This is a genomic window from Carboxylicivirga sp. (assembly GCF_982718395.1).
This window is the reverse complement of sequence record NZ_CEXQWX010000098.1, coordinates 1-23149: the sequence shown is the minus strand read 5'-3', so window position 1 is coordinate 23149 and position 23149 is coordinate 1. Positions and strand designations below refer to the sequence as shown.

Sequence of the window (23149 nt, the reverse complement as noted above, 5' to 3'; positions counted from 1 at the left end):
AGTTGTAGCAGGTATTCTTTATAGGACTCCACAGGTAGAGACCGCTGAATGAACCAACCAGGTACGTATTTTCATCTTTCTCTTCGAACACGTTAATACCCATGACAGAAACAGGAGGTTGGTTAGGAATTTTCACCATTTCTTTAAAGTCAGGTGTTAATGCATGCATGCCTTTCGATGTAGAAACAAAGTAAACATCGTAATGACTGTTATAGCGGATAGCTCGCAATTGATCATACCAGGCATTAGGGGTATCCAGCATAGTAAAAGGGATGCTTTTAACCTGAGCATTGGCAATAGCAATTAGCAAGGGTGGACGTAAAAATATGCCAGTGAAGGTCGTGAAAACTAAAAAGATGATGGCGTAATAGCCAATTTTATTATGCCATTTCACTGAAAATCGAAAAGCCTTCTTCCGTTTGTTGGCAGGTTTTAGTTTCTTTTTTGCTTTTTTGATAATAGAGGGGGAAATAAACCAGATTAGACCTGTAATTGACAAGAAGATAAAGAGGATGGCAATAGCATCAACCAGTATTTTACCACTGATACCCAATATCTCGCCACTGTGCAACACCCATATGGTTTTAAACAGGCTGGTCTTGCCATTATAATCAGCTGGAGTAGGAAGTTCTCTAACCTCCATCTGGTTATCGTTAAGGTTAAGATGTACTAGTTCACTTCTGGTTAAAATCAATAATTGATTATCGACCTCGATTAAGTCAGTAATTCGTTCATGCTCAATTCCAAGTTCTACTTTACTCCATTGCTGTTCATGATATTCATATAGGCCAAACAAAGTACCGGCAAACAGCCGCATGTTATTGGTTCTGATTAGTTTTGAGACTTTACGATTATCGATTCCTTGCGGGAAACCAGTATTAAAATCACTCCATTGTTTTGATTCATTATTGTATATCCAGCAACCTACATTACCGTAATGCAGGCTTTGGCAACTATCTAATTCAATGCTGCCCTTTAAAGCCGCATTATTCCAGTTTTTGTATTGATAACTTGATGTTAAGGTGCTTCGTGGTATGTCAATTGAGCTGACTAATTGTCGATGATTTAACAGAATGCCAGAAATAGCAAATAATAGCAGGAAGACAGTTAAAACGATGCCAACCCATTTATGGTATTTACGCCAGAATTTCATGACGACGAAAATAGAAACTATTCGGTAATTATTTACGCATTAAATAAAAATCCCCACATTTTGGGATTAAATGTGGGGAATAGGAATTAATTTAATATTGACCGTAAATCCAGTTATTCAGTTTTGGAAATAAAACATCCATTAATTGTCCTGTTTCTTCTGACGGTTTCTTGCAATCCATTCGTAGATATTGATCTGCCGGGAATATATCGGGTCGAATATATTGCATCTCTTGCCACGAACGAAAACCAAGCAGGAAGGGTGTCAACAAATCTTCGGGAATACTCATCAGATAATCGGTTGTTTGATTATCACCTGTTACCTTAGTCAGGATACCGTCATTCCATTTGAGGTGTATTTTAAACGAATAACAATCTAATGTTACAACGCCGCTTAATCCGCTATACACACTTTCTGCTATACGGTTTTCCAATAGTGAACCAATCTTGCTGATAAATTTCACAGGATTAACAAGTTTTATTTGCCAGGCATAAGAAGGTTTAAGAACAGCCCCATATTGAATCGCATGCTGAACAAGCTGATGATCATTGGGCAGGTTAAGACGTATATATGGCTTATTGCGTTCAAGGGCTTGCTGTTTCAAAAAGCTGAAAACCGCTTCTAGTAAATCATTGGGCATTGTGTGACTACATTCTGTAATAATCAATCCCTCACCAAAACCTTGTTTTAAAAACCGTAGGAAATATTGCTCACCTTTATACTCAACGATAAACACCTCGCTGGCATATTCTGTCGATAATGATTCTGTCAGAATATATTGCCATTGTTTGGCCGTACGTTGGGAAGTGATGTCATACTTCAGTGATGATCGGTTTCCTTCTGAAAGTAAAAATGGAATATCCTTTAGCCCTGCTTTACGAATTGGTGTATTGCTAAGTTCTCGAATAGCAAAAATAGGTACCTCAGTATGATGCTCCATTGGTAAAGCATAATGATAACCAAGGCGATGGTAAAAACCGGGTATGCCTTGAATAACAGCCAGATCATAGTTTTCATTGCTTAACTCATTGTCAAACTGTTCATTAATTCGTTTCATTAATCCTTTGCCGCGGTGTTCTTTTAATGTGCCGACAATACCCATTTCTGCTGCCTTCAACCTAACGTTTTTAAATTGCCATTGCCAAGGTATAAGTGCAAAGCCTGAAACAATCTCTTTTGTATCGGTTTCTTTAGCAACAAACCAATTCCTGGAGCCCATTCCAGGAAAGTGAAATGTTAATGTCTCTGCTAAATCTCCAACTTTTTCAGGATTAAAAACTTCGTTAAATAATTTAGAAAGCTGTTTTACTTCGTTATTGTTTTCAGCTCTTGTAAATATGTAATTACTCATGATTGTATTAGTTAATAACGTTTCTTAATGTTACGACGTTTCATGTCGCGCACCAGTTTGGATAAATCTTTACCCTTTTGCTTTTTGTCTTGTTGCGATGCAGCATAGTGTTCTGCTTCATTTCTTAGTTTGATATAACTGGCATAGTTTTCTTCCTGAAGCAGACCATCATTAAGTGCTTTTATTACTGCACAGTCAGGCTCATTAGTGTGTGTGCAATCTTTATATCTGCAATAGTTACCAAGTTGACTAATGTCATCAAAGGTTATAGCAACTGAATCAAGATTTTCAAGTGCAAGACCAAATTCACGAACACCTGCTGTGTCAATGATCAGGCTTCCGTTGGGCAGCATAAATAATTCGCGCGATGTGGTAGTGTGCTTACCTTTTCCAACGGCTTGACTCACTTCATTTGTCTTTTGAGCATCTTGACCCATCAAACTATTTAGCAAGGTACTTTTTCCTGCACCTGAAGAACCAACCAATATATAAGTCTGCTCTGGTAAAAGTAGTTGCTGAATCTCCTCAATCCCTACCTGATTTAGAGCACTGACTTTATAGATTGGAATCTGTGGCAAGTTGTTTTTTACCTGATCAATTAAATCTTCGCTTTCAGCAGTTAAATCCGCTTTATTTAAAACGATAACTGGTGAAATGTGCGCATCAGTCAAAGCAGTTACCATTCTTTCAAGCCGGCGTGGATTAAAGTCTCGGTCGAGGCCTTGAACAATAAAGGCCATATCAACATTTGAGGCAAAAACTTGCTTATCGCTTTTCTTTCCGGGTATTTTTCGTGCTAAAACACTAAGTCGTGGCAATACTTCTGTGATAATACATTGTGATTCGAACACTTGTATTTTTACCCAGTCGCCGGTTTGCGGCCTTTCTTCGTTTGTAGAAGAGAATAGCAGTTGACCGGTTAATTCACCTTTGAGTATGCTGTTGTTTGTTATAACATCGAAGTTGGTTTTGTTAACACAACGAATACGTCCCACCTGGTTTATTGGTTCGTTAATTGACAGTTGCCGGCTGTAATACTGCCAGCCATATTGTTTGATATTGAATGTCATTGCAATTCTGGTAATACACTATCTATTGATAGTTGTTAATTATAAATGTTATAGAAAAAAGGGAGTACCACAGACAGGCCGACAGTTTTGTCGAAGAATAAACTCTGTAAAGACAGGCCTGTCTTTACTTCACCAGAATCGTATTCGTTAGTGCCATAAGCCACAAAAATATAGATTTTATTCGAAACAGGAAAAAATCCCAATAAATGGTGATTGTAAGGAATCAGGTGCATGTTTATTTTTGCATCGGTTATTAAAAACAAGTCATATTATAAGCGATTTTAATTTATTGGTTATTAAACAATCCCAACCATTGCGTCAGCCAGACGATGGTTGGGATTTTTAGTTAATGATTAAAGGTACTTACTTAAATCGCGTTTTCTGGAACCAGTTTTCGTTAAATGTTAAACCTAAGCGTATGGTGTTGAATTGTTCATAAACCAAGCCAGCATTAGTGGTTCCGGTTTGTTTATATTCGTAGGCAATATTGATGCGTGAGCCACCCCGCATAGGAAGTGTTAAACCTGCGGTGATACCTTTTGAATCGATATCTTGTCCTTGTATAGAAAGGTATTCCTGATTGTAAAAGGCGCCAATCCGGTAGTGCATACGCTTAGAGTAGGAGCGATGGTGTCTGGTTGAAGCATATTGCAAACCTACACTTCCTCCATATGTGTCGCGTGTTTCTCCGCTGGAAATGGATAATTCAGAGTTGCTCCAGTTGTTATAACTAAAGTCAGTGGCTAATGTCCAGCCTTTGCTGGTTTGGAAACCAAGACCCGTTTTATAGCTTAAAGGTATAAAAGCATTATCAAGATTCTTAGTACTCGAACTCAGATCTGAAGTAAAGTTATTATAGATACGATGCTCGTAATAAGTATCCAATTCGGTTGAAATATTAGCAGTGGCACCCAACGAAAAAGTATTTTGTCCAATTCTCTGATGCCATTGAAATCCATATTCAAACAATATTGTTGAAACATTATAGTTTCGTTCATTGTAAGTTGTTTCCCCTATTAAACTTGGATAAAAGGAGGTTTCGATAATATCACTCGATCCCCAAAGGTATGAGGCACTTAACCCTAATGAGAAACCTTTGAATAATCGTACACCATTATGCCAGCTTAACTGAGAAATACCACCTTCTCCTTTATATTGAACAGGATACTTATCGGTTGTCCCAAGTATGTATTTCTCGCCATTTATTTCGTAACCAATACTTGAGTAGGGTGACAAGCTAAATCCCATACCCCAGTTTTTTCCGGCACGAAATCCAATGCTTATCGAGCCGATATTAGCATCAAAATTACTTTGAGTATCAGTATTGGTTTCGTAGTTGGAGAAACTCATGTCACCTTGAATATTAAAAATAAATCGGGCACTATCTAAAGAACTGTATGATGCTGAATTCAGATTATTAAGAAATCCGGTTGATCCTAATGAAATACCAGTATGTCCCATTCCGGCAGAGGTGACATCGGCCTTTGATTCAATAATACCAATACCAAACCTTGAGTAAGTAGATGAAGTGTTATTCTGACTCCATAGAACAAAAGCCGGCAGCCAAAATAGTATCAATAGTGATAGTTTATTCTGTGTCATAGTAATAATAATAAAGCAATAATTCAGATGGATTTGAAGTGACTGTCTGATCATTAATGGCTAACCAGGAAAAAGAACTGCCCATATCAGCATCCGGTAGTGTAATAACCAGTCCCTGATCTATATCAACCACGGGTTCCAGAAGACGGGTATTCAGGTAGCCTGTCAGGTCAAAAGAGTAATAGGTGTCTTCGTGATACATTTTATCAATTGTTAACTGACTGGCGACCGGATTACCATTGCTATCTGTCAGGTAACCCCAAATTTCATTGGCCCGGTAAATATCAGCGATGTAAATACTGGCAGGTAAATCAGATGTTTTCATAAGTGTCATATCAGGTCTGAGGTTTAACACCGCCTTCACTATATATCCTTTGGTTTTAAGTTCCAGCAGGTTATTTAAAGTTGGAAAATCGATTCTGAACTTAAGCCCGGAACCAGATTGAAGCAACACAACTTTGTCCGATTCGCCTGACTTAAGTGTGCTTTTTCCGTCGCTTATTTGATTATAAATAACCGATTGATCGTTGGAATTTAGTTGGTTAAATTGTAATGTACTATTCGATAGCGGGAAGTCATTGGTGATATCTTCCTGCTCAAGCCCGACAATATGCGAGTACAGGCGCAGGTAGCAAGAGGTATCGCTTACAGTAAAACCCATTGCCACTTTAGTCAGGTTAGTGTCACTCCGAAAAACAAACCCTTTAAATTGCTCGGCAAATAAGGTGGTTTTATCAACATGGTTTTTGTTGGTGTTTAAGAAGTCGATTATTTCGTGAGCAAATGCATCATCCAAACGAAGTGTGAGTTTTTCTTTTTGCTGCGGATAAGGCCGAAAGGATGTCTGTGCTATCGGCAGTTCATCATACGAAAAGGAGCTTGTATTATAAAGTTTTCCATCATCGTGTGTTTCAATTTTTTCGTTTAAACGGTGAGTCTGAAAATGGGCATCAACAGTAGTGTCGCCAATGGAATAAGCATTGGGCTTTAGGACAACTACCAGACTGTCGAATACTTGTTTCTCATCGTCCCAACTATAGCTTGTGGGATAATTTAAAGAGAAATATGACAGAGCCTCCTGGCCTCCCAGGATCGGATGTCGATAATGCCCGACTAAAGCATTACTGGTTGAAGAGGTGACAATTGAATCGGCTTTAAAGGTTGATAATTGCATGGTCACCGTATCGATCAGTGCTGTGTATGTTGGAAAACTTATAAAGTCATCTCCCAAATCCAGTTCACCTTCCTGGCAGGCCTGGCTGCCAAGAAGCAGCAAAAACAGAAATGGTATTAAGCGATAATTGAATAGTTGTAAACGCATAAAATCAAAAGTTAAATGTTGCGAATGGTTCACAAATAAAATTGTTGAATGCAATAAGTTTAAATCTTATCAATATCAGACATCAGCACTTCAGCGAATAATCATTGCATTTCAACGAACAGTTTATTGAGGTTAATTACCCGGCCATATGCCGTTGATTTAAGTTTATGGGTTGAAAGACGATAAAAAAGCTGCGTTAATCGAATTGATTTATCGCAAAAAGTTATTGCATATAGATTTGAACGAACTTAAAAACGAACAACAATGAATTATACTAACCGTTTGATCTTGGCAATGCTTTTTGTAACAAGCCTGACATTTACTGCCTGCAGTTCCAGCGACGACGAGGAGGAGTTAATGGGTAACTGGATTGAGTTGGGCTCATTTGAAGGTGTGCCGAGAAGCGATGCTGTTGCATTTGTAATTGATAATTATGCCTACGTAGGTACAGGTTATGATGGGGTAGAAGACGAACGCCTGAAAGATTTCTGGCGATACGATGCTGAAAAGGATTTCTGGACACAGGTAGCACCTTTTGGTGGTGTTGCCCGTAATGGTGCAGTTGCTTTTTCTGCCGGAGGAAAAGGGTATGTTACCACTGGTTACGATGGAAAGGATAAACTTAACGATAACTGGGAATATGATGCGACTGCCAATACCTGGATGCAAAAAGCAAACTTTCCTGCTTCAGCCAGATATGGTGCAGTATCATTTATGCTCAACAACAAAGGATATGTTGGAACAGGTTATGATGGTAATATCTTAAAGGATTTTTGGGCTTATTCACCCGAAAGTGATTCATGGGAACAAAAAGTAAGTATTGGCGGTAAAAAGCGTCGTGATGCCGTGGCTTTTGTTATTGATGAAAAGGCCTATGTGTGCACAGGTTCGGATAACGGACAATACCTTGATGATATGTGGGAGTATGATGCTACGGCCGATACTTGGACCCAAAAACGAGATATTGGTAAAGATGCCAATGAGGATGAAAGTTACGATGATGAATACGCGATTGTTGGTATTAACGGGACGGCATTTACTATGAATGGTTTAGGTTACATTACAACAGGTGGACCTGGCGCGGCGGGCGCACTTACCTGGGAATATAATCCTGATAGCGATGTGTGGGAGCAACGCAGTAATTTTGAGGGATCACCACGTTATTCGGCAGTCTCATTTGTCATCAATAATCAACCATTTGTGGCCACAGGTAACAGCGGCGGCTACTATTTTGATGATGTCTGGACATTTAAACCCAACGAGGAACAAGATGATGATGATTAAAACTAAAACTTTTGCTCATATTCCAATGCGTCACCTGCTTAGGTGGGGCATTGGCATTTTATTACTGTTGACTCTGAGCATTTATTTCTACGAATCTCAAACGATATATACTTACCATGTATATGAAGTAGGTGGGGGTTATGCATACCAGATTAAGAAATCCGGTAAGGTATTTATCCAGCAGGATTTTGTTCCAACTCTCGAAAACTATCAACCATTTAAAGAAAAAGAACATGCCCAAAAAGCTGCTAAGCTGATGGTGGATAAATTAAAGGCAAAGAAAGTACCAGCTTTGTCGGCTCCGGAAATAAACGAAATAATTAACTAGTACTTTGCAGTATCCATAGCTTTGAGGATGATTTCAGAAGCCTGCACTTGACGCTTAAAACAGGTGGGTTTTCACATAGTTTTATTAATAACACCTTCTGCCCACCAAAAACATTAATTTTATCGTTTGCTAAACGGAATATTCAGCTTTACTCGGGAGGATAAAGTCAAAGTAAGAGATGCAATAAATACTACATTAGCCGTTAGTGTATAACGAGTTAATTGATAGGAGCTATTGTATGTTGTTCATTGTAGAGTTATTTAAAACTAAACAACACAGAATGAAATATTTACAGCTAGCTTGTTTAATGCTAATTTTTGGAACTAATATATGGAGTCAGGAAACAATTCGTTTTTTTAAACAAGATTTTGATGTGTCAAAATATCAAAATGAAGAAATTGATTTCTATTTAAAATGTAAAACAGGGAATAATACCGAATTGATAGTGAGAGCCTTCTTTGATTCTAAAAAAGGAAAGTATTTAGGATACCAAACTTTAAAAAGTTCTATAGAAGAAACAGACGGCTTATGGAGCATTTACAAGGGTAAATTCAAAATTCCTGTAAAAGCAGATAACCTGGATATGGGGATTTTAACTTCATCTTTTCCTGAATCCATAAATCTTTCAGAATTAAGAATATTCAGTAATGGTAAAAATATCTACTCGACCAATTTTAAAGTTTTAGATGAAAATGCCGACATATACAACTATAAAGTAAGTGAGGAAAATAAGGATGATATCGAAGGTTTAAAATTAACAATAGATAAGAATGTCTTATATGGAAATAATCTAAGAACAGGCAATACAATTGAATTGAATGGAGTTAGATTTTATTATGAAATATATGGAAAGGGCGAACCTGTTTTATTATTACATGGCAATAAACTCTTTTCGATATCAGATAGATTATTTAAAGGAAAAATATAAAGTAATTGCAGTTGATAGTCGTTGTCAAGGCAGAACTTCTTGCAATAAAACAAAACTCTCATATGTACAAATGGCTGATGATATGAATCTTCTGTTAGATTCATTGCAGATAAACAATGCTTCGGTGTTGGGATGGAGTGACGGTGGGAATACAGGTATTCTAATGGCAATGAAGTACAAGAATAGAATTAAAAAATTGATCGTAATGGGAGCTGTCTTAAACCCAACAGAAAATGCAATAAAATCGGAAATAATTGAATCATTTAAAAAGAATGTGAAACAGGCAAAAGTTGTTGGATTATTTAATAAGCAAGTAAGAAACTATGCGCAGATAAGCAGTATGTGTTTGAAACATCCAAATATAAATCCCGAGGAATTAAATTCTGTAGAAATTCCAGTTCTTGTTTTAGCAGGAGAAAATGATGTTGTCTTAGAATCACATACGCGATTAATTGCAGATAACTTAAAATATTCAGAGCTTCATATTTTATCAGGTTTAACACACGATGCTCCTATTGAAAACCCGGTTGTATTTAATGAAATAGTTGATTCCTTTTTGGAAAGGAACTAACAATTATCTTATTACCCAAATAATTAAACGGCGGTATTCAATACTCGTCGTCCGACTAATGCGCATTGAATCAATTGTTTGGATGTCGAGTGATGCAGTAAAATTAGACCTGATGAGATATTTCCAACAACTCATCGGATGAATATAAGCAGTTTGTTAATATTCATCCGATGAGTGATTACATGGTAATAACAAAAAGCCGTTCTACAATTTGTAAAACGGCTTTTCTTATAAATTCAGAAATTATTATTTCTTTTTACCTTTTTTAGCAGCTTGTGCCTGCTGGCGTTGCATATCTTCAAGGCGTTGCTGAAATTTCGATTTCTTCGTTGGTTTCTTCTGATTCGCTTTTAACTTAGCTAACAAAGCATCCTCATCAACAAAACGACGGATCAGTAGAGTCTGTCCAATAGTGATTAAGGTTGAGATAAAATAGTAGTAGCTCAAACCTGAAGCATAGTTGTTAAAGAAGAACAGGAACATTACAGGCATCATATACATCATACCTTTCATACCAGGCATTTGTTGAGTGCTCTGTGTCATCTCCTGATTTATTTTGGTATATACGATATTGGTAATAGCCATTAACAAACAAAATAAACTCACATGGTCGCCATAGAACGGAATCTCAAATGGTAACTGAAGAATTGAGTCGTATGATGATAAATCATCAGCCCATAAGAACGCTTCACCGCGCAACTCTATTGAAGCAGGGAAGAACTGGAACATGGCAAACAGAATTGGCATCTGCAGCAACATCGGCAAACATCCACCCATAGGATTTACGCCAGCCTTCCGGTATAAAGCCATTGTGGCTTGCTGACGCTCCATCGCTTTTTCTTTCGGTATCTTGTTATTAATCTCTTCAATTTGCGGTTTCAGCACCTTCATCTTAGCCGTAGAAACATAGGACTTGTATGTAAGCGGGAAGAGGATCAGTTTAATCAGAATGGTTAGTAACAAGATGATTAAACCATAATTACTGATAAAACCTTCAAAGAAATGGAATACCTCAATAACACCAAGGTTGATGTAACGCAGGAATCCCCATCCAAGATAAACTAACTCACGAAGCTGATATTCTTCTTCATATGGTTTTAATGTTTTGAAATCGTTAGGACCGAAGTAAAATTGAAAGTCCAGATTATCATTTCCCGTGAACGGTACATTTAATAATGCACTGGCATTCATAATAAGGCGATCTGTTTTTTCTTCAGGTGCCTCAGTGGCAACCTCACCACTTACGAAATTGTTTTTGGCAATAAATACTGACGAGAAAAACTGATCTTTAAAAGCTACCCACTTTACCTTCGTGCTTAACTTTTCGGTATCAGAACTGTGTGCGTTTATGTGATCAACAGCTTCCTGATCAAATTTAAAATAAATACCAGCACGTTGGCGTTCAAAGTCAGGTGCCTTTTCCAAGGCATCCATCTGCATTTTCCACTCAATTCCTAATGCACCGGTAGCAGTTGACATGATGCTTCCCATATCGTTAGTTGTGATATTGAAGTCAGCCATATAGCTATCTTCAGGCAAAGCATATGAAAATGTCAATTGACCTTCTTTGGCATTAACTACAAAATCAGCTTTATTTGAAGCCGTTGAAGCTACATCAAAGAAGAGATCATTAGTGTGGAAATTACGATTGCTGTGAGTAAAGTAAAAACCAAACTTATTCTGATCGCCATTCATCAAAATCAATGGCTGACCATCGTGTGTTTTATAATCTTTTAATTCAACCGAGTAGATGCGAGCACCCTTGGTTGAAATCTTCATTTTAATCAGGTTGTTTTCCAGAGTCACAAAAGATTGTTCACCATTAGCAGCATCAGCAAAGAAACCGTATTTATTGTTCAGTTCCTGAGCTATGGTTGCTGAATCTTTTTCGACTTCTTCCACCTGTTCTTGCTGAGCTTTAATGGCAGCGGCTTTTGCTTCTGCTTCCATTTGAGCTTGCTCAACCAGGGCAATAGAATCTCTGCGACGCTGCTGCTCGGCCAGTTCTGCTTCCGATGGCTTATTCATCCACCAAAAGAAGCCCAGAATAATGGTAATCAGTATAATTCCGGTTATCGAATTCTTATCCATTGTTTTAGTTTGTGTGTTAAGTTTATTCTTGAATTGCGGCTTTAATAAAGGCCATAAATATTGGATGCGGTTTCAGTACAGTACTGCTGTACTCAGGGTGAAATTGTACACCAGTGAACCACTTATGATCAGGAATCTCCATGATTTCAACCAAACCTGTTTCCGGATTGCATCCGGCAGCTTTCATACCTGCTTTTTCAAAAGCCTCCAGATATTCATTGTTGAATTCATAACGGTGACGGTGACGTTCTTTTACTTCGGGCTTATTGTAAGCATTATATGAATTAGTGCCTTTCTTCAGGTTACAGTCATAAGCTCCTAAACGCATCGTGCCGCCCATATCAGTTACGTTCTTTTGATCTTCCATCAAATCAATAACAGCATCAGGAGTTCGTTCATTCATTTCACGCGAATGAGCATCTTTCATATTAAGTACGTTACGGGCAAATTCAATCACCGCACATTGCATTCCCAGACAGATACCTAAAAACGGAACATTATTTTCACGCACATATTTAATGGTTGCCAGTTTACCTTCAATTCCTCTGTGACCAAAACCCGGAGCGACTAATACAGCATCTAATCCTTTGAGTTTCTGAGCTACATTATCATCGTTCAAACCTTCAGAATGAATTAGTTCAACTTTTGCTTTTCGATTGTTGTAAGTTCCGGCATGATGCAATGCTTCAATAATTGACTTGTAAGCATCGGCTAGTTCTACATATTTACCAACTAAACCGATCTTAACTGTTTTCTTGGCAGCATGTAATTTATCAAGGAAGCCTTTCCAATCCTTTAATGCGGGCTTTTCTCCTACAGGCAGGTCAACTTTCTTAAGCACGATTTCATCCAATCCTTCTTCCTGCATTCTGACAGGAACCTCGTAGATGGTTTTTACGTCGATGGACTGAATAACCGCTTTGCTGTCCACATTACAGAAAAGAGCTACTTTCCTTCTGATATCTTGTGATAAATCATGTTCTGTTCGAAGTACCAACACATCGGGCTGGATACCATTTTCAAGCAATTGCTTTACGGAGTGTTGAGTCGGTTTGGTTTTTAATTCTCCTGAAGCATTTAAGAAGGGGACCAGTGTCAGGTGCACTACTGCAGCATGTTTACCCAATTCCCACTTCAACTGACGAACGGCTTCCACATAAGGTAATGATTCTATATCACCAACAGTTCCTCCAATTTCCGTAATAACGAAATCATACTTGTGCTTAGTACCTAACAGTTTGATGTTTCGCTTAATCTCGTCGGTAATGTGGGGAATAATCTGTACTGTTTTACCCAAGTAATCACCTTTACGCTCTTTATTGATGACGTTTTGGTAAATACGTCCGGTGGTAACGTTGTTGGCCTGTGAGGTAGGTACATTTAAGAAGCGTTCGTAATGACCTAAATCCAAATCTGTTTCTGCTCCGTCTTCTGTTACGTAACACTCTCCATGCTCATATGGATTAAGCGTTCCCGGGTCGACATTTAAATATGGATCAAGCTTTTGGATGGTTACTTTATAACCTCTGGCTTGTAATAATTTTGCTAGTGAAGCTGATATAATTCCTTTTCCCAACGAGGAGGCAACACCTCCGGTTACAAATACATATCTTGTTTCCGGCACAACTAATTTTTTATAAGTTTTTCAATTGCTCTTACGAGCGAAAATTACAAGCTACAAAGGTAGAAAAATACCTAAAACATCAGTTATCTTCTTTTTAATTTACTTAATTCCGCAAGCGGAATTTTACAACCCACAGAAAACGCGGATTTACGCTGAAAATACTTTCGCCCGTTTGGATGAATAAAAATCTGCGGGTACCTGCGTGATCAGCGGGAAAAGAAAAAAACTGCAAATCTTAGGTTAAATTTAATGCGCAAAGGCATTTGAAGTCAGTTTATGGTATCTAAACGAGTATTCTAGTATGACAAATCTGAAAAACGAGGATTGTATAATAGTAATACTCTTAGAAACATCTTATCTTTGTATTTGTTATTTATTACAGCTCTTTTGCTTACGAAATAAAAGCAAATTAGAAGGTAAATATTATCATACACAACAATAAATAATTAGAATGAACCAAATTGAGAAGTCTTACAGAGAGCTTGTAGAGTTAAAGTATCAACTCTACAATAGCTTATTTCTCACATTACCATTGCATGCAGTTCAACAAACGGGTTTGCTTCTTCCCTTATTGAACGAAGCTTGTGTTAAAGGTTTGGAGAATGGTGAGTCACCAACTACCATTATTAATAACTTTTTTAAAGAGCACAGGCCTGAATTAAGTGAAAGAGAGCGTATATCTTTTCTTTTTAAGATCATTCAATATGTTGAACGACAGATTGTTTTGATCGATGCACTGGAAGAAGCTGCATATACTAAAATTCATCGCATCAATGATTCAGATTCATGGGGAAGGATCAAGCAAAAGGTTGAAAATCGAAAGCTTGAAGAACAGATGGACGAATTGTTGGATAGTTTTGGTATTCGTGTTGTATTGACTGCACATCCAACGCAATTTTATCCGGGAAGAGTTTTAGCAATATCAACTGACCTAACGGAAGCCATTGCAAATGATGAAGTCGGACATACACGTGATCTGCTTCAACAGTTAGGAAAAACTCCATTTTATAGAAAAAAGAAACCAAGTGCTTATGATGAAGCAATGGCTCTTACATGGTATCTTGGCAACATATTCTACCCGGCTGTTGGCGAATTAATGGATCGTATTGATGAGTTCTTTCCTGGCAAAATTGACCATAATAAGGAGTTAATTACTATGGGATTCTGGCCGGGAGGAGACCGGGATGGCAATCCATTTGTAAAAGTTGATACTACCTTAAAGGTTGCGCGCAAATTACGTTTTACACTTTCTACCTGTTATCACGCCGAATTAAAAGCGATTAAGCGCCGTTTAAGTTTCGTAGGTGTTTATGATATTCTTAATGAGTTGGATGAGATGTTTGTTGATGAGTTGACAAACTCTTCCGGTGAAAAGAATGTGGATCTTAATTATTTGCTTGTACAACTCGACAAAGTTGAGAAGTTATTAAAGGATGAGCACCAGAGCTTGTTTATAGATAAGGTAAAATCATTCAAGAGGAAAATTAAGCAATTTGGCTTTTTCTTTGCAAGTATTGACATTCGACAAGATAGCCGCGTGATAGGCAGAGCGTTCAATGAAGTGATTCGCGTTAATCCGGGTCTATTCCCTGAAAACCTTTGGGAGTTACCGGAGAAAGACCAGCTTAATAAGTTGTTAAAAGTGAAAGGACGCATTGACACCAGTGTTTTTGATGACGATTTGGTACGGGACACATTGGAATCAATGAAAGCGATTCGAAGTATACAAAAGGAAAATGGTGAACGAGCCGCCCACCGTTATATTATCAGCAACTGTCGCGGAAGTATTGATATTGCAAAAGTGGTTGCATTAGCCCGCCTGTGTGCCTGGGGTGATGAACCATTGTCGTTGGATATTGTGCCGTTGTTTGAAACTGTTGACGATCTGAAGGGTGCAGGAGAAGCTATGAAGACTTTGTATAATCATCCAAAGTATAAAACACATATGGCTAATCGGAAGAACCGTCAGACTGTAATGCTTGGTTTTTCGGATGGTACAAAGGATGGTGGTTACCTGATGGCGAATTGGGGTATTTATCGTGCCAAGGAAGACATTTCACTTATTTCACGCGAATGTGATATTGAAGTAGTGTTTTTCGATGGGCGAGGAGGGCCTCCTGCCCGTGGTGGAGGCAATACCCACCTGTTCTATTCTGCTTTGGGAAAAACGATTGATAGTCATCAAATACAATTAACTATTCAGGGGCAAACAATTAGCTCACATTATGGAATTAAAGAAGCAGCCACACATAACTTAGGTCATTTGTTAACGGCTGGGTTTGAGAATAATTTATTCAACCGCACCGCATCAGATTTAAGTGAACAACAACGTGAACTGATTGAAAAAATGTCAGTTAGTGGCTATGAGAAATATGCAGCTTTAAAGGCACATCCATTGTTTATTCCATTCCTGGAAGAACGGAGTACGTTAAAATATTATGGATTAGCTAATATAGGCAGTCGTCCGTCAAAACGAGGTTCCAATGATAAACTGGTCTTTGATGATTTACGTGCAATTCCATTTGTAGGCGCCTGGAGCCAGTTAAAACAAAATGTACCAGGTTTCTATGGTCTTGGAACCGCATTAAAAGAGCAGGAAGAAAATGGTAATCTGGATGCCTGTAAGGAATTGTATAAATCTTCAATATTCTTCAAGGCATTAATTTCCAATAGTATGCAAAGCATGAGTAAAACCAACTTTGCTCTGACCAGATACATGGAAAAGGATGAGAAGTTTGGTGAATTTTGGAAAATTGTCCACAATGAATATGAACTTACGCGGGAGATGGTATTAAAAGTATCTGGTGATTCTGTGCTGCTTGAAGATAATGCACGTAGTCGTAATAGTATACGTTTACGTGAGAATGTAGTATTGCCTTTACTGGCAATTCAGCAATATGCACTAATCGAGATTCAGAAACTACAACAAAATCCGAATGATGAACACTTAGCATTGTATGAAAGAATGGTGATGCGTTCGTTATTTGGAAATATTAACGCCAGTCGAAATTCGGTCTGATTATTAATACTACAATACAACAAGAGCCTCCTTCGCAATGAAAGAGGCTCTTTTACTTTAAATGATAATTATATTAGTCTTTTTTTGACTCAAATAAAGTTGGTTTGAAGGTCAGCATTACCCACGCCCAATTATTTGTTCCTTTTTCAGGCATGCTTGAGTACTTTAATTCATAAAGACCATCGCTTGCAAACATATGTGAATAGCCAAAGTCCACTTGTACCTTACCTTTATGAGAATAACCACAGAATAGATCAAGCTCAGTACCTAAACCTTGATTTCCTGAAATCATTTCACCATGAGCACTGAAGAAATGAAGTGCAGCATTGAATTTAACCTTCCCCGGTTTTGCATTAGCTTTTACATAAATATCATGTAAACCTACATTATTAATATGGTTACCAACAAAAAAGTAATCCATCAGACCGTTAAACTTGTGGTTAGTACCAAAAAATGGATTGAATGAATTATTCTTATCTGCACCTTCCTGATCTGTACCCGATAATAATTCATAACCACCACCTATATTCACTTTATCATTTAAGGCAGCTGTTGCATCAATTGATACATTAAAGGCAGAAATATCACTACCGTTAACCATTGGATTTTCACCAAACTGATAGTATAAATTACCCGCAAGCTTGATTCCGCTTAATTCTGTTTTTATATGGGTACCAATAGTTGTCGTGTTATTTGTTTCTTGTTCAGTTTCAGTACCATCTGTCCAATATGGACGAGCAAGATTCATTAATAAGAAACTGGCAGAATAAGAATCACCTTTATGGTTTAACCAAAGGTATTGCATTGCTTTATAAGCATCCGGGCCTGTGTAAATATTGCTGTTAAGCGAGGAGTTGTGATAAGCTAATCCTAAGTGTACATTCACATCACCCGTATATTTTAATAATGCCACATCATGTGAGCGTGCCTGTTGTGCCCATCCAACGCTACCTAACATACGATGATCATCATATACCAATTGCTGACGACCGGCTTTTAAGGATAGTTCCTTCGTCATAAACCACTCGGCCCAAGCCTGGTGCAGGTAAACAACGTTATTACCATTAGCTGTTAATTGCCTTTCTTGTCCCCAGTTTCGTACATCCTGCATTACAACTCCGATAGCAAAATCTTCACTCTTAAAATCGAGATTTAAGCGTGTTCGCTGGCTGGTTATAAGGGAACCTTTACTATCTTCAATAGCTGGAGTTTTGGAGCCATGGCTATATTCAGTACGTGGTCGAACCTCTGCAGAAATTTTAACCTGAGCGTAGGTAGTTATGCCTGCCATCATTAATACGGCAAGTGCGAATATGTGTTTAAATTTCATAATATTGAATTTAGGTTGATGTATAAAAGAAAAAACTCTATCTGGCATTTTATTAGGAGTATAGCCAGATAGAGTTTAATTCACTTATCTTATTTCATTGAAGTGGCATAACCAGCTTCACGTTTTTTAGCCTCTTCTTTCCACTTTGGCAGCAGAGTTTCAAGGAATTCTTTCTTCTCAGCTTTTAATTTATCAACTGGTAAGCCAATAAATTCCTGAGCTTTAGCTTTTGTAGTAATGTCAGGATAAGGAACTTCTTTATTGTGACCAAGGTCAGCTAATAAGCGAGCAAGCTTAATACGACCTTCCTGAGCAACAGTTATACCTGTTGAAATAACACGACCTGTTTCAACTGGAGAGTGGAATGAACCACCATGACTGGCCGCTGCATAATCCCAACGCCACTGAGCATGACGGATGTCCATCAAAATATCTTTCATTTGTTCTTCAGTAGCACCAAGATCCCAGGCAGTCTTTGCTTCAACATGCATGCGTACGATCAATTCTTCAAGTTTATCACGATTTTCGATAATACGATCCTGACGTTCATAAACGTCTTCAACCAAACTGGCAGTTTCTTCGCGGTGACAAACCTGACAAGAGTTTGCTACATTATTAAGCGGGCTCTGAATATGGTGATCAGTAAATTTAGTACCACCTTCACTCTTATATGGCATGTGACAGTCTGCACATGATACACCGCGTTTTGCATGAACACCAGTTAAATAAACTTCGTATCCAGGGTGCTGAGCTTTCAACATAGGTGCGCGACTTAGTTTATGTGTCCAGTCACTGAATTCAATTTCGTCATAATATTCTTCCATTGCTTCAGCAGACATACCTTTATCCCATGGGAAAGTCAGATATGGTGAACCAGGATGTGTTTTCTTATTGAAATAGTATTCAACGTGACACTGAGCACAAACTAATGAACGCATTTCTTGATGAGATGCTTCGTTTATGTCTTTACCCATTCTTTCAAAAGCTTCAACTAACGCAGGACGGGTAATTTTAAGGTTCATAGTTTCAGAGTCATGACAATCAGCACAACCAATTGAATTCATTACTTCATGTCCTTTTTCATCCCACTTACCTTTGTAGAATTCAGCAGGTCCCATTTCGGCCATCAAACGAGGTACATCCGGGCTTTTACAAGTCCAGCAAGTGTTTGGCATAGGACTCTGTCTGTCTTCAGTAGGTCCGCCGGTACGTAATGTTTTATGAATATCTTCAACGGCGTATGAATGGCCACGTCCCTGATTATAGTCTTTAGCAAAACCATAACCGGCCCAAAGAACTACAAGACGAGGATCAACTTCCAACATGTCAATCATTGCACCTCCATTATACTTACTGGCAAAAGTGGTGTCTTTAGTCTTCATGTATGATTGATACTCCTTTGGGAAATTCTGTCCCCAAACTTCGTTACGAGGTTCTGTTGGTGAATGCTCTACCTTAGGAGTATAGGCAAATACTGCTTCAGCTCTTCGTTCCATTACAGATGAAGCAAGCAATCCAAGTAAAAATACAACTACAATGGTTAATAAAAATATAGCCCAGCCTAGCCAGGGTTTTTCCTTTATTTGTTCGCGAATAGGTTTCATATTATTCTTTGATTTAGGTTACTTTTTATTTAAATCTTTAAGCCAATCGGGTAATGGACTTTCCGGAACCGGTACCCTGGCGTGTGGTACACTTGATAGACTGTTAACTCTTCCATGAGGTGTTTCCCGGTGACACTCCCAGCAAAAACGATCGCTGATGTTCTGATGAACATCCGGTTTATGAGCCAGTAGTTTGTCATCTGTGATCAATTGCTCATGGCACCTGACACAATTTTGTTGTACTACATGTTGTCCTTCTTCTTTAATGAAGATAACCTGAGGTTCGGCACGCATAGTAAAAACAGAAGCATGTCGCATACCATCTTTTGCCTTAAAATAGTAAGTGTTGAACACATTGTCATGTGGAACATGGCAATCGTTACAGGTGGCAACTTCACGGTGAGCACTATGGCTCCAGGTAGCATACTGCGGTGCCATAATGTGGCAATTGACGCAGGTCTTAGGGTCATCCGATAAATACGAATGGGCTCTGGAGACATACAAAACATAGACGCCTAAACCAATAAAAACACCGGCGGCCAATAATACTGGCACTCTCCAATGTTCGGGAGGTTTAAGAAAATCAATAAACTTTTTTGTCATAAAATATTTGATTTAGATTAGTGAGAGAAAAGATAGATTCTTTACATGCATTAAACAAATATTTCAGCATTTAAATACTTATTAATATTTATTCTAAATAACTGACAAATAGGATTTTGATATACCTAAAAGCCTGCACCATCATACGATAAGTGCAGGTCTTTTATTTATCAATTATTTCTATCACATTAGCTTGCTTTGAACATACTTTCGATCAAAGTTCAAATGTTAATGTGATTGCTTAATTAAAGTGAAGCTTCTTGCTCTTCTTTAACTTCACTTGGAGTAATCCAGTTCTTAATATCTTCTTCAACTGTGCTTATACTTCCAATACCAAATGTTTCAACCAATATTTTTGCAACGTTTGGAGATAAGAAAGCAGGAAGTGTTGGCCCTAAGTTAATGTTTTTAACACCTAAGTGTAGTAGTGCTAATAATACAATAACTGCTTTTTGCTCGTACCAGGCAATGTTATATACAATTGGTAAGTCATTGATGTCTTCTAAACCGAACACCTCTTTTAATTTAAGAGCGGTAACTGCTAAGCTGTAAGAATCGTTACACTGACCAGCATCTAACACACGTGGAATACCACCAATATCACCTAATGGTAATTTGTTGTAACGATATTTTGCACATCCAGCTGTAAGGATTACTGTATCCTGAGGTAGCTCAGTTGCAAATTCAGTATAGTAGTTACGGTCTTTCATGCGACCATCACAACCTGCCATCACAACAAACTTCTTAATTGCTCCACCTTTTACTGCGTCAACTACTTTGTCAGCTAACTGAAGAACCTGGTTGTGTGCGAATCCACCAACAATCTCTCCTGTTTCAATTTCAGTAGGTGCAGCACATTTCTTAGCGTGCTCAATCACAACTGAAAAATCTTTAGCTTTACCTTCTTCTCTGTCAGCAATGTGTACGCAACCATCAAAACCAGAAGCACCTGTAGTGTATACACGATCTTTATATGAAGCCTTTGGAGGAACGATACAGTTAGTAGTAAATAAGATCGGTCCGTTGAATGTTTCGAATTCAGTAGTCTGCTGCCACCAGGCACTTCCGTAGTTACCTACAAAGTTTTCGTATTTTTTAAACTTAGGATAATAATGAGCAGGTAACATTTCACTGTGTGTATAAACATCAACACCAGTACCCTGAGTTTGCTCAAGAAGTTCTTCAAGATCTTTCAGGTCGTGACCACTGATTAGGATACCAGGGTTTTTACCAACACCAATATTTACCGAAGTAATTTCAGGATTACCGAATGACTCAGTGTTTGCTTTGTCCAACAGTGCCATTACATCAACACCGAACTTACCGCACTCTAAAACTAAACCAACTAGTTCATCAGCAGAGATGTCTTCTGATAGTGTAGCAACTAATGCTTTTTTAGCAAACTTATAAATTTCCTCGTTTTCATAACCCAGATTCCAGGCGTGCTCACCATAGGCAGCCATACCTTTTAAACCATAAGTTAAAAGTTCTTTTAAAGAACGGATATCTTCGTTTTCGATAGATAAAATACCAATCAACAATGCTTTTGACTCCATTTCATTTTCATCAGCTGCACGGAAAACAGCACTGTCATGAAGTTCGGCAGTTGCACCCAATTGTGATTTAATTTCATCCTGAATAGCATAACCTTCTTTAATCTTAGCTGCTATTTTACTATGGTCGAAATTGGCATTGGTAATGGTAATAAACATCGAATCGATGATGTATTTATTAGCTTTTGCTCCATTTAGTCCTTTTTCATCAGCTAATTGGCTTAAAACTGCCACACCTTTTGTAGTGTATAATAGCAAATCCTGAAGATTTGCAACGTCAGAAGTTTTTCCACAGACTCCTTTAATTTCACAGCCTGTTCCTTTAGCTGCTTCCTGACATTGGTAACAAAACATACTCATATTATTCTTGATTTAAAGTTATTGATTGTGTTTTTTAATTTTCTTGATTGTAAAAAGTGAGAAATGCCTCATGAGGTGACTACCTCGATATAACTGGACGGTTGTGACATCCCTCACTTCGCTACCTAACCCAATATTTTAGAGCGATCAGTTGTTAGAGTTTAGACAGTAGTTGACTAAGGCAGAAAGCTTTGCATTCTACCTGCATTAACCTAACAACTTAGATGCTTATACCCACTCTTCTTTTAATACTTCCCCTTCAAGCGAAATCATTGCTAGCTTTAAAGGTATTTTGCGACTGGCCTGATCCACAGCCATCTTGGCTTGTTGAAGTAAACCACCGCAACACGGTACCTGCATAATAGCAACAGTTAAAGTGTTGATTTTGGCCTGATCTATCATTTGAACCAGTTTATCTACGTAGATATCCTGATTGCTATCTAATTTCGGACAAGCGATACCAACGCTTCTTCCTTTTAAGTATTTGCTGTGGAAATTCCCCATAGCGAATGCTACACAATCAGCAGCCAGTACCATATCAGAATCTCTGAAGTATGGTGCCATTGGATTAACCAAATGCATTTGAACCGGCCATTGTCTTAGTTCTGATGGTGCATCACCTGATTGCTCAGAAGCAGCTGGTGCAGCTGCAGGTCTTTCAATTGATCGGGCAGCTGAGCCTGGGCATCCGCCACCTGCATGTCCTTGTTGCATAACTGAAACTTTTGGTTTATGAACCTGACGGATAACATCGTCTACTTTAAAGCTAAGCTTGCTTTCATTTTCTTTAAGCCAGTTGACAGCTTGCTTTAGAAATGTTACTTCGTTGTGTTCTTTTAAATGTTTTAAATGAGCAACAACAGTATTGATACCTTTATCAACCATTATTTCCATCACCTTAATCTCATCATAAGGTTCTGCTTCGCGTTTTTCAATGGTCATGGCATCTTGTGGACAATGATTTAAACAAGCTCCGAGTCCGTCGCACATCAGGTCGCTAATTAAACGAGCTTTACCGTCAATAATCTGCAGAGCACCTTCGTGACAAGAAGGAATACAAACTCCACATCCATTACATTTGTCTTCGTCTATTTTAACTACGTCTCTTATCATTGTTCTGTTGTTTTTATCATTTTTACATTGGCAAATGTAGGTTGAGTAAACAATCTGAACTGTAACAAATGTTACAAAAACGAAATTAATTTATAATTTGGTACAAAAATACTTGATAAATGGAAGTGCTAGCTAAATGCCCCTTGTTTAAAGGCCTTGATTATGAAGGAATAAGTCAATTGCTTGACAAAATTCCCTATCAAATAAAAAAATACGAGAAAGGAAAAATGATCGCTCAGAGCGG

17 protein-coding genes are annotated in these 23149 nt (G+C 38.1%); 5 read left to right on the top strand and 12 right to left on the bottom strand.

The annotated features are described in order from the left end of the window. The 5 genes from AC4MRQ_RS16685 to AC4MRQ_RS16665 all read right to left on the bottom strand — a co-directional run. The coding region (locus AC4MRQ_RS16685) for a PepSY domain-containing protein (RefSeq protein WP_491198838.1) at positions 1–1153 on the bottom strand (1153 nt) is incomplete at its 3' end. A 91-nt stretch (positions 1154–1244) separates the two neighbouring features. Further along, positions 1245–2504 (bottom strand): GNAT family N-acetyltransferase, encoded by a 1260-nt coding sequence (locus AC4MRQ_RS16680; protein WP_491198837.1) that lies wholly within the window; start codon positions 2502–2504, stop codon positions 1245–1247. Positions 2505–2515: 11 nt separating this feature from the next. Then, a complete protein-coding gene (rsgA, locus tag AC4MRQ_RS16675; RefSeq protein ID WP_491198836.1) occupies positions 2516–3574 on the bottom strand; it encodes a ribosome small subunit-dependent GTPase A in 1059 nt (352 codons plus the stop codon). 363 nt (positions 3575–3937) lie between these two features. Next, complete coding sequence (gene bamG, locus AC4MRQ_RS16670; protein WP_491198835.1) at positions 3938–5176, bottom strand: BamG family beta-barrel-assembly machinery protein; 1239 nt, start codon at positions 5174–5176, stop codon at positions 3938–3940. After that, positions 5163–6497 (bottom strand): DUF4270 family protein, encoded by a 1335-nt coding sequence (locus AC4MRQ_RS16665; protein ID WP_491198834.1) that lies wholly within the window; start codon positions 6495–6497, stop codon positions 5163–5165. Before AC4MRQ_RS16665 ends, bamG begins: the two co-directional genes overlap by 14 nt. 264 nt (positions 6498–6761) lie before the next feature. Between AC4MRQ_RS16665 and AC4MRQ_RS16660 the strand changes: the two genes are divergently transcribed. The 4 genes from AC4MRQ_RS16660 (at position 6762) to AC4MRQ_RS16645 (ending at position 9608) form a co-directional block, all read left to right on the top strand. Next, positions 6762–7781 (top strand): Kelch repeat-containing protein, encoded by a 1020-nt coding sequence (locus AC4MRQ_RS16660; protein WP_491198833.1) that lies wholly within the window; start codon positions 6762–6764, stop codon positions 7779–7781. Further along, positions 7768–8109, top strand: a complete 342-nt coding sequence (locus AC4MRQ_RS16655) for a DUF4907 domain-containing protein (protein WP_491198832.1) — start codon at positions 7768–7770, stop codon at positions 8107–8109. Before AC4MRQ_RS16660 ends, AC4MRQ_RS16655 begins: the two co-directional genes overlap by 14 nt. 280 nt (positions 8110–8389) lie before the next feature. Continuing rightward, positions 8390–9037, top strand: coding sequence for an alpha/beta fold hydrolase (locus AC4MRQ_RS16650; protein ID WP_491198831.1), 648 nt, complete (start codon positions 8390–8392; stop codon positions 9035–9037). Beyond that, positions 8928–9608, top strand: coding sequence for an alpha/beta fold hydrolase (locus tag AC4MRQ_RS16645; protein ID WP_491198830.1), 681 nt, complete (start codon positions 8928–8930; stop codon positions 9606–9608). Before AC4MRQ_RS16650 ends, AC4MRQ_RS16645 begins: the two co-directional genes overlap by 110 nt. A 246-nt stretch (positions 9609–9854) precedes the next feature. Here the strand turns inward: AC4MRQ_RS16645 and yidC are convergent, their stop codons facing one another. Next, positions 9855–11699 carry a membrane protein insertase YidC gene (gene yidC / locus AC4MRQ_RS16640; protein WP_491198829.1) on the bottom strand — a complete coding sequence of 615 codons (1845 nt, stop codon included), beginning with the start codon at positions 11697–11699 and terminating at the stop codon, positions 9855–9857. Positions 11700–11721: 22 nt separating this feature from the next. Further along, on the bottom strand, positions 11722–13323 hold the full coding sequence (pyrG, locus tag AC4MRQ_RS16635) for a CTP synthase (RefSeq protein WP_491198828.1): 1602 nt from the start codon (positions 13321–13323) through the stop codon (positions 11722–11724). Positions 13324–13774: 451 nt separating this feature from the next. Between pyrG and AC4MRQ_RS16630 the strand changes: the two genes are divergently transcribed. Next, a complete protein-coding gene (locus AC4MRQ_RS16630) occupies positions 13775–16342 on the top strand; it encodes a phosphoenolpyruvate carboxylase (protein ID WP_491198827.1) in 2568 nt (855 codons plus the stop codon). Between the two features lie 73 nt (positions 16343–16415). Here the strand turns inward: AC4MRQ_RS16630 and AC4MRQ_RS16625 are convergent, their stop codons facing one another. The 5 genes from AC4MRQ_RS16625 to AC4MRQ_RS16605 all read right to left on the bottom strand — a co-directional run bounded on the left by AC4MRQ_RS16625 (position 16416) and on the right by AC4MRQ_RS16605 (position 22905). Beyond that, positions 16416–17672 (bottom strand): alginate export family protein, encoded by a 1257-nt coding sequence (locus AC4MRQ_RS16625; protein ID WP_491198826.1) that lies wholly within the window; start codon positions 17670–17672, stop codon positions 16416–16418. Positions 17673–17761: 89 nt separating this feature from the next. Beyond that, positions 17762–19276, bottom strand: a complete 1515-nt coding sequence (nrfA, locus tag AC4MRQ_RS16620; protein ID WP_491198825.1) for an ammonia-forming cytochrome c nitrite reductase — start codon at positions 19274–19276, stop codon at positions 17762–17764. 18 nt (positions 19277–19294) lie between these two features. Then, positions 19295–19879, bottom strand: a complete 585-nt coding sequence (gene nrfH / locus AC4MRQ_RS16615) for a cytochrome c nitrite reductase small subunit (RefSeq protein ID WP_491198824.1) — start codon at positions 19877–19879, stop codon at positions 19295–19297. Positions 19880–20124: 245 nt separating this feature from the next. Next, entirely contained in the window at positions 20125–21792 is a 1668-nt protein-coding gene (gene hcp / locus AC4MRQ_RS16610) for a hydroxylamine reductase (RefSeq protein ID WP_491198823.1), read from the bottom strand. Between the two features lie 228 nt (positions 21793–22020). Next, positions 22021–22905: a 4Fe-4S binding protein gene (locus AC4MRQ_RS16605; RefSeq protein WP_491198822.1), complete on the bottom strand. Its 885-nt coding sequence runs from the start codon at positions 22903–22905 to the stop codon at positions 22021–22023. Between the last annotated feature and the right edge of the window lie 244 nt (positions 22906–23149).